General features: G+C 48.4%; 12 protein-coding genes. 9 read left to right on the top strand and 3 right to left on the bottom strand.

Annotation, left to right across the window (positions count from 1 at the left end; all coding sequences use genetic code 11):
- Positions 1 to 244 precede the first annotated feature (244 nt).
- The 4 genes from CWB98_RS05845 to CWB98_RS05830 all read left to right on the top strand — a co-directional run bounded on the left by CWB98_RS05845 (position 245) and on the right by CWB98_RS05830 (position 4,038).
- The gene (locus CWB98_RS05845; protein WP_249364616.1) at positions 245 to 787 is read left to right on the top strand and encodes a hypothetical protein; all 543 of its coding nucleotides are present in this window, start codon (positions 245 to 247) and stop codon (positions 785 to 787) included.
- Positions 788 to 922: 135 nt separating this feature from the next.
- Positions 923 to 3,514, top strand: a complete 2,592-nt coding sequence (locus CWB98_RS05840; RefSeq protein ID WP_138543983.1) for an intermembrane phospholipid transport protein YdbH family protein — start codon at positions 923 to 925, stop codon at positions 3,512 to 3,514.
- 12 nt (positions 3,515 to 3,526) lie between these two features.
- Positions 3,527 to 3,706, top strand: a complete 180-nt coding sequence (locus CWB98_RS05835) for a YnbE family lipoprotein (RefSeq protein WP_138543982.1) — start codon at positions 3,527 to 3,529, stop codon at positions 3,704 to 3,706.
- 11 nt (positions 3,707 to 3,717) lie between these two features.
- A complete protein-coding gene (locus CWB98_RS05830) occupies positions 3,718 to 4,038 on the top strand; it encodes a YdbL family protein (protein ID WP_138543981.1) in 321 nt (106 codons plus the stop codon).
- A gap of 29 nt (positions 4,039 to 4,067) precedes the next feature.
- Here CWB98_RS05830 and CWB98_RS05825 read toward each other — a convergent pair whose 3' ends face one another.
- Positions 4,068 to 4,616, bottom strand: coding sequence for a DUF1415 domain-containing protein (locus CWB98_RS05825; protein ID WP_138543980.1), 549 nt, complete (start codon positions 4,614 to 4,616; stop codon positions 4,068 to 4,070).
- Complete coding sequence (waaA, locus tag CWB98_RS05820) at positions 4,617 to 5,888, bottom strand: lipid IV(A) 3-deoxy-D-manno-octulosonic acid transferase (RefSeq protein ID WP_138543979.1); 1,272 nt, start codon at positions 5,886 to 5,888, stop codon at positions 4,617 to 4,619.
- Positions 5,889 to 6,036: 148 nt separating this feature from the next.
- On the opposite strand from waaA, the gene CWB98_RS05815 reads away from it, so the two are divergent.
- The 3 genes from CWB98_RS05815 to hldE all read left to right on the top strand — a co-directional run bounded on the left by CWB98_RS05815 (position 6,037) and on the right by hldE (position 9,611).
- Positions 6,037 to 7,485, top strand: a complete 1,449-nt coding sequence (locus CWB98_RS05815; RefSeq protein ID WP_138543978.1) for a capsule assembly Wzi family protein — start codon at positions 6,037 to 6,039, stop codon at positions 7,483 to 7,485.
- Positions 7,486 to 7,575: 90 nt separating this feature from the next.
- Entirely contained in the window at positions 7,576 to 8,169 is a 594-nt protein-coding gene (locus CWB98_RS05810) for a D-sedoheptulose-7-phosphate isomerase (RefSeq protein ID WP_138543977.1), read from the top strand.
- The gene (gene hldE / locus CWB98_RS05805; RefSeq protein WP_138543976.1) at positions 8,166 to 9,611 is read left to right on the top strand and encodes a bifunctional D-glycero-beta-D-manno-heptose-7-phosphate kinase/D-glycero-beta-D-manno-heptose 1-phosphate adenylyltransferase HldE; all 1,446 of its coding nucleotides are present in this window, start codon (positions 8,166 to 8,168) and stop codon (positions 9,609 to 9,611) included. The genes CWB98_RS05810 and hldE overlap by 4 nt, the downstream gene beginning before the upstream one ends.
- Positions 9,612 to 9,641: 30 nt before the next feature.
- Here the strand turns inward: hldE and CWB98_RS05800 are convergent, their stop codons facing one another.
- Positions 9,642 to 10,376 (bottom strand): 3-deoxy-D-manno-octulosonic acid kinase, encoded by a 735-nt coding sequence (locus CWB98_RS05800; protein WP_138543975.1) that lies wholly within the window; start codon positions 10,374 to 10,376, stop codon positions 9,642 to 9,644.
- 134 nt (positions 10,377 to 10,510) lie between these two features.
- On the opposite strand from CWB98_RS05800, the gene CWB98_RS05795 reads away from it, so the two are divergent.
- Entirely contained in the window at positions 10,511 to 11,554 is a 1,044-nt protein-coding gene (locus CWB98_RS05795; protein ID WP_138543974.1) for a glycosyltransferase family 9 protein, read from the top strand.
- The gene (gmhB, locus tag CWB98_RS05790; RefSeq protein WP_138543973.1) at positions 11,551 to 12,108 is read left to right on the top strand and encodes a D-glycero-beta-D-manno-heptose 1,7-bisphosphate 7-phosphatase; all 558 of its coding nucleotides are present in this window, start codon (positions 11,551 to 11,553) and stop codon (positions 12,106 to 12,108) included. Before CWB98_RS05795 ends, gmhB begins: the two co-directional genes overlap by 4 nt.
- The last annotated feature ends 43 nt before the right edge of the window (positions 12,109 to 12,151 follow it).

Genomic DNA, 12,151 nt, shown 5'->3' with positions numbered 1-12,151 from the left:
GAGCTGGGCCGCAGCTTCAGGACGAATTAGTTTGCACTGCCTTAACTAACTTTAAAGAAAAGGTCATTTCGGTGGCCTTTTTTATTGCCTGTAATATCAGCCTGTTCATCGTTTAGTATTATTTGCCCCTTATACTTTCTCTCCTTAAGTTTTCTGTGCAAATACCGATAAGTTGTTTGAATTAGTGGCTCTCTTAATCGCCAGAGCGATGCAGGAGGCCAATAATGGCAATCAAGGAGTGAGTATGGATATACAAATCCACCCAGGCAGCGCGTCTGTAGGTAAACCCGTATCGCATTCACAGGTTCGTGATAACAGCGACAAAGTCTCTGCTGCTACCCCAGACCAAGAAGCACACAGTGACGAAGAAGTCGACACAGTCCCCCCGTTGCTGTCAAAAGAGCTGGATGAAGAGGCGGGACAATACAAAGAAGACAACCCGGTATTCAAAGAGGATTATGAGGAGCTGGAAAAAGCCATGGAGTTGATCCAGGCTTTGATGCGCAAATTACAGTCCCAGATCAACAAGTTAATGCAGTCCGTTCAGCAGCGCCACTTGCAGGTGCAACAGCACGCAGAAGCTGAAACGCCTGAGGAATCAGTGGCGATTGAGCATATAGGGTTGAAGCAGTATCGTGACGCCTCAAAAGTGGATGAAATTGAAGTGCTTGAACAGCAATTGTCCGAATACAAGCAACAGGAAGCCGATATTCGCGTTAACATGATAAAAATGATCCTCGCTGAGCGCGAGCGACTGGAAGAGCTCAAGCGCAAGGGCAAATTATAATAGTGGGTATGGCCAAAGTGATGACTAACTTGTAAAGGACTTTTGCAGGCTTAACATCTTCTTACTTTGGCAGACATTACATCGCCATCAAGATCCCTTACACTTAAGCCTGTTTCCACTAACTGCCAGGTACCTATGCGGCGCTTTTTTCTTATTCTGCTATTTGCTCTGTTTACGATAGGGATCACTGTCTATTATTTTCGCGTGCCACTGACACTTACCATTGGCAAGCAAATACTGACTGAAGAGCAGGGCTTACTTGAGTGCTTGGACTGGTCAGTAGACAGCTGGGATCGCCTGGCGGTAGAGCGACTTTGCTGGCGCAGTGAAGCGGTGTCGGTTGAAGTCAGTAACGCCACCTTTGATGGTGAGCATTTTCAGGTAGCCAGTATGATGGTGACTCATCAGCATACCCAGACAGATAATGCGACTGAGGTTGCTCATTCTCCGGCACCTTTAGAGCTCGACTTGCCAGAAGGTATGCCTAGTTTTGAGGTTGAAGCGCTTACCGTATCCAGTCCTTTGCTGCCAGAACCACTCAATCTCAGTGTAACGCAGACAGGGGATTTCGCTTTTGCCGTCAGCGGAGATGTAGAGGCAGATGTTGTCCTCAGTGATACACAATTGCGTACAGAGCTGAGATTGTCCAGCCCGGTTATACAGACGTTTTTACAGCAGATAAAACTCCCGGTTGCTGTTTCTGAGCTCACCGGAACTATCGGATCAACATTTGATGGTCAGGCTGTCAATATGAATATCCAGCTGGACAGCTTATTGGTCTATCCATCGGCTCAGTGTCAGTCAGTGCTCCAGGTTAACGGGGTTATCTCAGGACACTGGGATCTTACCAGTCTTAGCGGTAAGCTGGACTTGAGTCAGCTTCCGATTAAAGTGAATGCATCCGGTTGTGATTTGCTGTTTGCCCAGGTGCCAAAGCCCTGGTTGGACACCTTCTGGTCCGGGCAGTGGCAGATCCGCATGCCTGAGCCTGTGACATTTGATACAAGCATGGTCAACTTACCAATATTGCGTATGAATGGGGCGAATGAAGTCACGTATGCCACGCTCAGCGAACTTGACTATCAGGCTGCTGAGAACCGGGTACGCGGTAAGTTGAGAATCTCGCATAAAAGTGAGGTACTTAATCTGCTCGATGCACAAGCGGATTTTGTACTGGCTGGCAAGCAGCTCGATAGTGCGGGCACCACTATAATTGAAGTGTCTCAGGCACCGGCAGAAATGCCTCTTGATTGGCAGGATCTGGCTTTGCAAGGTCAGTTCTCATTGGCTGGAAATATTGCTGAGCTGCTGACATTCAATACCACAATACGGCCGCAGGCCAATTCAGTATCTCTGAAAGAGATGCGATTAGATAACCTGTCAGCCACCCTGTCCACTAGTACAGTATTGGCCATGACTGCAGACAATAAACCGGCAGAACATAGACCATTTCAACAGATGCAGTGGGAGCTGGAAACGCAAGCTGAGCGCTATCAGATAGGTTCAATTCAGGGACGTAATCTGGCGTTGAGTAGTCAGGGAGGTGTCAATGGTCAGCTGGAAACGACCATGAAAGCAGACATTCAGATTGGTTCAGTTAAACGTGATGAGTTCCGTGGCAAAGGCCTCAGCCAGCAGCTGGAATTTACAGGTCACTGGCAACCTGCGGGGCCGCTAGGCAAGCTAACAGGTAGCTCTGCTATTGAGCTGCTCGCGCATCCGCAATTAGTACTCAGAGATGTTGTGCTGCAAAGCGAAGGGAGTGTTGCAGGAACCGAGCAGTGGGCATTAGAACACCGGCTCACTTTGGATAATCTTGAGCTGCAGCTTACACATCGCCTGGAAGCCGGGTTAATGCCATTTACGCTGACTCTGGCCGAGCATGGTCTGGGTGCATTGCAATCGCTGGCTAGTCAGTTTGTACCTAAGCTCAAGATTGAGCAGGGTCTGGTAAATGCTGAGGTTTCCGGCGAGTTGACCCGTCAGATATTTGATTTTAGATTTGATGTGGATGATGCTGCATTGTTGTATGAGCACCATTATGTCTCTGAGCTGGATTTACCTGTAGAAGGCAAATGGCATGCTGGCGAATTAATCATAGAGTCTTCCCCTTTAAGCATTAAAGAAGTGCGCTCAGGACCGGTATTAACAGAGGTGCGTGGCCAGCTAACGTCTGATAATAATCTGCCGGTATTACGAGAGTTTAGTGCCAGGGTCTTTGATGGTCAGTTAGCAGCTGAGCAGATCTTGCTGAGTAAACAAGATCAGGAGATTTTAGTAACAGCCAGTGGTCTTGATTTGATGTTGATCTCCGAAGCCGGCCGGGAATCAGGGGTTGAGCTGCATGGCAGGATTTCTGGCAGATTACCTGTGTTTATGCGTGGTGGTCAGGCTGAGATCCGCGATGGTTTTCTCAGTAATGAGATAGATAGCATGCTGAAAGTAGAAGATAATGCGTCATTTAATGCGTTAAAATCTCAGCGCCCAGAGCTGGAAACTGTGTTTGGTGTGCTGGATGAGTTAAGTATTGAAACCCTGAGCTGTGATGTGAATATGGCTCAGAACGGACAGCTGGACCTGGCTGTGAAAATTGCCGGTGAGAACAAACAGCAAAAACAACCTGTGAATTTTAATTATACGCACAGTGAAAATATCTATACCCTGTTCAGGGCATTGCGCCTGAGTGATGAAATCACTCAGGAAGTGGAAAAAGCTTTAAACCAATAGGAGCAACTCAGCATGAAATGGATGCTAATTTTGGTGTTTGCTTGTTTGGTATCGGCCTGTACACACAAAGTACAGGTGGAAACCAAAGAGCCTATCACCATCAACTTAAACGTCAAAGTTGACCACGAGATCCGTGTTAAGGTCGACAAAGAGCTGGATGATCTGTTCAGCGATGACAGTGAACTATTCTAAGGAGCCAGATCATGAATGCATCTAAGTTACTGACAACGATTGCCGCGGCTTGCATGAGCTTTTCGGTGTTTGCTATTTCACTGGATGACGCCAAGTCCCAGGGCTTGGTGGGAGAAACCGCTGCCGGCTATCTTGGCGTGATTAAAGGCAGCAGTGAAGTCCAAAAGCTGGTTGATGAAGTAAACAGCAAGCGTAAGGCCAAGTATCAGCAACTTGCCAAGAAAAATGGCATTAGTCTGAGCCAGGTCGAAGCTATGGCAGCTAAGAAAACCTTTGCGAAAACGGCGCCGGGCCATTTTGTTAAAGTTGATGGTAAATGGGTTAAAAAATAGCATTTAGGGCGGCTCAAACCGCCCAATGCTTAATCCTGGCGCGGGTGACACTGGCGTAGCAGTTGCTGCCAAAATGCGGCGCCTTTTCTGCGTGCCAGGCGGATATTATTATCCGGAATAGATTCCGGGTCGTCGTAGGTTTCCAGTGCCTCAGCCATACTTGCTTCACGGATCACATGCAAAGCAGGGTAAGGGGCACGGTTGGTATAGTTGGCCGGATCATCTTGCTCTGAATCAGCGAATACATAATCTGGGTGGAAGTTGGCAAGCTGGAAAACCCCTTCGTAGCCTTGTGCGACCAGCAATGCATTCGCTAAATCTACCAAATCTAAGAAGTCATCAAAATCGTTAAAGCCAGCGGTGAAAATAAGCAGGCTGGTTTCCCGCTCTGGTGTGTCGGCCAATACCTGACACTCATCCAGCATGTCCATGACGGCATCTTCGTGTTTTTGTGACTCGCAGACACGGTAATGAATGGCGTTTTGCTCAACTTCCTTGCGGGCAAACGGGCAGAAGTTATATTTTACAATTACTGAGCTGACCCAGTTTTGCATCGCTTTGACGGCAATATGGTGCATTTATTTTCCCAAAAGAGCGTTTATCATAGAAATACTGCGCGCTATGGCGCCTTGATTGCGTGCCAGGCAGGCTTTTGCGCGTGCCCCAAGTTCTGTGGCATCTTGCTTTGCGCGCAGATAGACCAGCAAAGTATCGGTAAGCATCTGAGGATCTGCCACCTCTATAGCACCTTGCATCGAGATCAGCTCGGGGTAAATATGGGCAAAGTTATAGGTATGTGGTCCAGTCAGCACGCCCACCGAGCAGGCCGCGGCCTCCAGCGGGTTGTGGCCGCCGCGTTCAATCAGGCTACCGCCAATGTAGGCAACCTGACCACATCCGTAAAGGAGCTTTAACTCACCCAGAGTGTCTGCCAGCAGTACTTGTGAGGATGCGTTGTATTGCTGAGAGCGACGGCTATAGCTAAGTGTCTGTGCTTCAATCAAAGCCGCGACTTTATCGAATTGTTCGGGGTGTCTGGGGGCTATGATCAACAGCGCGTCGGGTAACTGAGTCAATAGTTGTTGATGTGCCGCTAACACCTGCTCGTGCTCCAAGGGATGCGTGGAGCCAGCAACCCAGACTGGGCGTGTACCCAGTTGCGCTTTAATCGAATCAATTTTTTCCTGCTGATTATCATCCAGGCTGATATCAAATTTGATGGATCCCGTTACCGCTACTTTTTCTCTTGCCAGTCCCAGCTCGACAAACCGCTCCGCATCTTCTTTGTTGTGGCTTGCAAGCATGTCTATCTGGTTCATCAGAAATTGGCTTAGAGGTGCTACTTTTTGATAACCGGCCTGAGATTTTTCTGACAGGCGCGCGTTGACTACAGCAACGGGGCAGGCTGCCTTTTTAGCGTAATAGAACAAGTTTGGCCAAAGCTCAGTTTCAAGCACCAGCAGGAGTTTAGGGCGTAGTTTTCTGATAAATCGTCGTGTCGCGAAGGCAAAGTCGATTGGCAAATAGCAAATCGTGATGTCTCGCTCCTCTTTGTGAAACAATTGAGTGAGTTGCTCCCGTCCTGTTGGTGTGTTGCATGTCAGTACAAAAGGGGTATCAGGGTATTCGGCCAGTAATGCCCTGATAAGCGGCGCGGCGGCCAGTACTTCGCCGACAGAGGCACAATGCATCATAATCGCTTGCTGTGATGTGCCAGAGGGAACAACACCGAATCGTTCAGAGAAATTTGCTTTATAAAAAGCGTTCTTTTTTCCTCTGATAACGTATAGATATGCCACAATGATTGGGCACAACACGAGCAGTAGCAGGGAATATAAATGTCGAATCATGGCAGCCATCAGTGTAAAAAAACGCTTATTTTACCTTGTCGGTCTGAAAAAGCGATAACAGGCGTACAAATTATCACAGTTGTTGAGGTGCCCCGTGGACTGGAATTTGCTAGGATCGGACAAAATCTCCAATTTCAAAGGTTTTAAGTTGTCCTTTCGTAAAATCACGCTGTCTTCTTTGTGTCTGCTGGGTGCAGCGCAGTCTTTTGCCATGCCAACGGCTTTTTTACCGTTAGGCAAAGACAACATTCTTGAATACCAAATAGATCAGATGTTTGCCTTAACGGGTACAGTGCCTATGGCTAAGCCTTATCGTATTACAGAGATCAATAAAACCTTGTTTCAGCTTGAAACACTTGATCCGGCTTTGTTTCAGAGTATTAAAACCCGATTAGCGCCTTATCTACAAAGAGACGCGATTACGCGCCGTGGCGTTAAGTTGCGGATAGACTCGGGTGAAACACAGCAACTTGCGAATGATCGTGGAAACCACAGTAGTGAGTATGCGGAGCTATCGATTGATGGAGTATGGCGTGGTAGTGACACCAGCCTGGTTCAAATCGGCGCGGAGTATCGTGTGGATGCTGGTAAGGTTGTGCCCTATAACACTTTCTATGCCTTAGGTGGAGATAACCTGCAGCTCACTTTAGGCTATAAAGAGCATTGGTTCTCACCGTTCAAGCACAGTGCTCAGGTATATTCAAACAATGCCAAAGCCCCATTGTCTGCTTCGTTAGGATTAAACCTACCGCTGGATAATTGGTGGAATTTTGACTTCGAGCTTTTTTACTCCGAACTGGATCGTGTTGAAAAAGGCATTAATTACCAAGGCGAGTTGCATGACGGCACACCAAAACTTGCAGGTACGCACATCAGCTTTGAACCGCTGGACAATTGGAAAATCGCCATAAACCGCATGATGCAATTTGGTGGGGGACCGAGAAAAGTTGACGTTAAAGATGTTGTAAAAGCCTATTTTGACCCTGCCGGCAATGACAATCGAGGATTGACAGGCAGTATGGATAATGAGCTGGGAGATCAATGGGCTACCATCACCAGTACATTTACAACCAACTGGATACAACCTGTTCAGTGGTATCTTGAATATGGTGGGGAAGACACCAAAAATCATAAGAACTACCAATTTGGTAATACGGTAGCCAGTTTTGGTGTGTACTTACCGTCATTGACCACAGATATCACATTGCGCTATGAGTATACGAATATGCACAGCCTCTGGTATGTCAATGAGATATACTCCAAAGCTGGCAATACCATAGACGGTTTTGTGGTGGGCCATGCTGCGGCAAATCAGCGCACATTTGGTGATGCGGCGCCCACAGATGCGCATATGCTGGAAGTGAGTTATCGAGAGAATCTTGAGTCTCTGTGGCGAATGAAACTCTCAACGGTTGACAATACCAGTAATTACCTCAATGAACTTGGTCAAACTGGCGATGTGTATGAGCAAGCTGTCGAGCTGTCTGTGTCCAATACTCGACAGATGTACGACAAGCAAGTGGAAACATCATTGACCTACGGGAAAGACGTTTTCGGAGAAAGCTACACTTGGTTGTCCGTCAATGTATACTGGTAACTGGGTGCGAAGCGTCTCCCCATTATTTAAACACGGGTTATATTTGATTTTGCAACGAATGCAAAGTCGCATTATTTTTTAAGGATCACTATGTCAATCAATGATCACATCAAACAAAGTTATCAGGCCAGCTTAGAGCGACACATGGCATTGTTCGCAAAAATGGCTGATTATCACGCCCAGTCACTGGAATTGTTGGCTGCTTGTAAAGCAACGCTGGAAGCGGGTGGCAAGGTGATCTGGTTTGGTAATGGTGGTAGTGCGGCTGATGCGCAGCATTTGGCTGCGGAGTTTGTGGTTCGTTATAAGTTAGAGCGTGGCCCTTTGGCGTCCATTGCGTTAACAACTGATACCTCCATTTTGACCGCACACAGCAACGACTACCACTTTGACACGGTCTTTGAGCGCCAGGTTCAGGCCCTTTGTAAACCTGAAGATTTGGTGATTGGTCTGACGACATCCGGTACCAGTGAAAACATTAACCTTGCGCTCAAAGCGGCGAATGAGATCGGTGCTTTTACGGTTGCTTTAACTGGCCGCAGTGGTGGAACAGTGAAGGACATTGCCAGGTTGCCAATTATCATAGATTTTGACGAAACCGCGCGGATCCAGGAAGCACATATGTTTATTGGCCACTGGTTATGTGAAGCCGTGGACATGGTCATTGCGGAGCAATCAGCATGAATCTGAGTGCGCTGAGAAACTTAAACCAGGCTAAAGTTCTGGTAGTCGGTGATGTTATGCTGGATAGATATTGGCATGGCGACACAGGGCGCATATCTCCGGAAGCGCCCGTCCCGGTCGTCAAAGTCAGTAGTCTTGAAGATAAGGCCGGTGGTGCCGCAAACGTGGCGAAAAACATCGCCCACCTGGATGGACAGGTTGGGTTGTTGGGTCTGATTGGTGAAGATGACAATGGTCGCCAGCTGGAGTCTATTCTGGCAAAAGAGCAGATTGCGTCGCAATTAGTAACGGTTGCTGAACTGCCAACCATAGCCAAAATGCGCGTGATTAGCCGTCATCAACAGGTTGTCCGGTTAGATCTTGAAGAGCCATTTGTACAGTCTCATAGTCAGCTGCTTTTGACCCGTCTGGAACAGGTTGTCAACGACTATGATTTTGTCCTGTTCTCGGATTACAACAAAGGGGCCTTAACCTGCATTGAAGAGATGATTACCGTGGCCAAAGCGGCAGGAAAAACGGTTCTGATTGACCCGAAATCGTCTGATCTAAGCCGCTATCGAGGCGCAGATTATATTACACCTAACCTCAATGAATTCCGCCTTGCAGGTGGAGATAACCGTGATGAAGTGACGCTGACAACCAGTGCCAGAGCGCTGATAAAGCAAGCTGGCATAGGGGCTATGCTGTTGACTCGCTCAGAGCAGGGTATGTCGCTGATCACCCAAGATGAGAAACACGATTTTGCTGCACAGGTCCAGGAAGTGAGCGATGTGACAGGTGCAGGCGATACTGTGATTGCGACACTGACGACTATGCTGGGGGCAGGGTTTTCACCCAGTGAAGCTGTGGAACTGGCTAATCTGGCGGCAGGCATCGCCGTTGCTAAGCTGGGGGCTGCCACAGTGACCCCGGAGGAGTTGAGCCGTAAGTTGGGCCAGTACTTGCGCCAGACTGGCGAGCATTACCAGACGCCATATGAGGAAGTGCTCAAGCATATTGAGTTTGCCAAGCAAAACGGCGAAACCATCGTGTTCACCAATGGCTGCTTCGATATTCTCCATGCCGGGCATGTCCGTTATCTGGCGCAAGCAAAAGCCAGAGGTGACAGACTGGTCGTGGGACTTAACAATGATGAGTCAATTTCCAGACTGAAAGGTCCGGAGCGGCCAATCAACCCACTCAATGAACGGGCTATGGTGTTGTCTGCGCTGGCCTCTGTTGACTGGGTGATCCCCTTTGGCAAGGAGAGTGAAAACGATACACCTGCTAAACTGATTGAGCAGATCAGCCCCCATATTCTGGTGAAAGGCGGTGATTATCAGGTATCCGAAATAGCCGGCGCTGATCATGTCTTAGCAATGGGCGGGCAGGTTGATGTCCTGCCATTTCTGGATGGATGCTCGACGTCTAACATCATTGCCAAAGCACGAGAAACAGACTAACTCTGCGAACTAATAGAGCGAAAAGCCGGTTTATACCGGCTTTTTTGTCATTGCATTGCGATAGGCATCGAGACATGTTTGCCAGTCGCCCTCAGAGCAGAAGAATTGGGTTGAACGGGATGCCTCTTTTTTAAGCGAACGTGCCAGCCGGTCGAGGTTCGCTTGTTGCCAGGCGGTCTCGGGTGTTCTGAGTGCGCCCTTATCAAAATCAATCAGATAAACCTCGCCGCTCTTGTCAAAGAGAATATTGTTGCAATTTAAATCGTCATGATACGCTCCGGCCTGATGAAAGCGAGCAAGAGTGGATGCGACCTGCTGCCAATCTTGTACAGATAGCGGTGCCGATTGCAGCCGTTCACATAAGCTTTGTGCACCAGCGATGGCATCCGTTAATATATCGGCGCGATAAATTCCGGCTGATACGCTCACGCGAGCTCCTAAAGGCGTTGGAACCGGTAAGCCCAGATTGGCAAGCTGATTGAGTAAATCCAGTTCCAGATACACCCGGGTATGTTTTAGGCCGGTATACAAGTATTGATCTTTGAGTAACTTGCCAATCAAGCCACCACGCCAATAATGTTTGAGCACCGCAATATTATGCGGTCTATAGCGCACGAACCAGGCCGCTGCACGCCCTTGCTTAGACGTCACAACGGCGTTGTGTTGTTGCCAGTAGGTCAGGTTAAACCAGTCCAGAGACAGGGTCTCAGGTGTATGGCTGGTGCGAAGCAAATAATGAGTATGGTGTTTTTCTATTTTTAGCATGACTTCTCTGTAGTGCGCGCTGCAACGACAAGCGCCAGTGTAACGACTTTTCCCTTCGGGGAAAATCTCACTGGTTGCAAAATGATGGGTTTTATTTAAGATCGGATGCTTATTTTCAGTTACAGGCGAAGTGTGTGTCTCAGGCAATTTCTTCTATTTGTATTCTTCGGCTTTCGGCCATTGGTGATGTATGCCATGCCGTTGCAGCGGTTCAGGCGATTCAGCGGGCGCACCCTCAGGCAAAGATCACTTGGGTGATTGGCAAGGTTGAAGCCATGCTACTGGCGGATCTGCCTGGGGTGGAGTTTGTTATTTTTGACAAAAAGCAGGGCAAAGCGGCGTTTAAGCAGCTAAAAGCCCGCTTCAAAGGACACAAGTTCGATGTGCTTCTGCATATGCAGGTGGCATTTCGAGCTAATCTGGCCGCCCGGTGTATTCCTGCAAAAGTTAAAATTGGCTTTGATAAGGGTCGCTCCAAAGAGCTGCATTCACTGGTGATCAACCAGCGCATTGAGCCACAAAGTGAACCGCATGTGCTCGAAGGGTTTCAAAATTTTGCCCGTGCGATAGGGGCTGAGTGTGACGCCCCACGCTGGGAAATGCCGGTGAGCGATACAGATAAGCAGGAGGCAAGCGCTCTTTTAAACGGGCTGACACGCATTTTTGTGATTTCTCCCGCGGCCAGTAAAGCCGAACGAAACTGGTTGCCTGAACGGTATGCTGCACTGGCTGATCATGCTGCGGCGCAAGGCTTTAGCGTGGTGCTTACCGGTGGACCGACCGAACTCGAGCGTAACCTCAGTGATGAAATACTCCGCCACGCTCAGTGCGACATTGTAAATCTGGTCGGTAAAACCAAACTAAAAGCCTTGTTGTGCGTGTTGGAGCAAGCACAGCTGGTATTGGCGCCAGACACCGGACCTGCCCATATGGCGGTGACGGTTGGCACGCCCGTGATTGGTTTATACGCTCACTCTAACCCTAAACGCACCGGTCCATACCTTTATCAGGATTATGTGGTCGAGGTTTACCATGACAACGTTTTGGCACAAAAGGGCAAAACGACACAGCAGCTCAAATGGGGCACTCGTGTGAAGGGCGGCGATTTGATGAGTCAGATCTCTGTTGAACGGGTGACCCAGATGTTCGATCATGTAGTACAGCAGGAACAGTTATGACACACAAAGCCGTATTTTTGGACAGAGATGGCGTGATTAATCAAGACCATGCCTATGTTCACAAGATTGAAGACTTTCAGTTTATTGATGGTGTATTTGAAGCATGTCAGCACTTTCAGGCTCAGGGCTACAAACTTATCGTCGTCACTAACCAGTCAGGTATCGGCCGAGGTTATTATAACGAAGCCCAGTTTGAACAGCTGACAGACTGGATGTGCCAGCAGTTTCTGGCCCATGGCATAGAGATTGAGCGTGTGTATTTTTGTCCTCATCATCCACATAAGGCCCAGCCTCCTTACCAGCGAGAGTGTGACTGTCGTAAACCCAATCCAGGAATGTTACTTCAGGCTATTGAGGAGTTCGATATCGACCCCAAGCGCAGTGTAATGGTTGGAGATAAAGGCTCTGATATGCAGGCGGCGCAGGCTGCAGGCGTAGCAACCAAGATATTGGTGGAATCTGGCCAGACTTTCACAGCAGAAGTGCGGGCAACGGCTGATTACGTGTGTGGCTCACTTCGTCAGGTTATTGATGTGCCTCCGTTTATCTCATAAACGTTTACAATACACTGGTGAACAAGATAATCACAAACCGTGC

The organism is Pseudoalteromonas rubra (assembly GCF_005887115.1).
In the GTDB taxonomy this organism is placed as follows: domain Bacteria; phylum Pseudomonadota; class Gammaproteobacteria; order Enterobacterales; family Alteromonadaceae; genus Pseudoalteromonas; species Pseudoalteromonas rubra_F.
The sequence above is the reverse complement of the archived record's forward strand: the minus strand, read 5'-3'. Positions and strand labels throughout refer to the sequence as shown.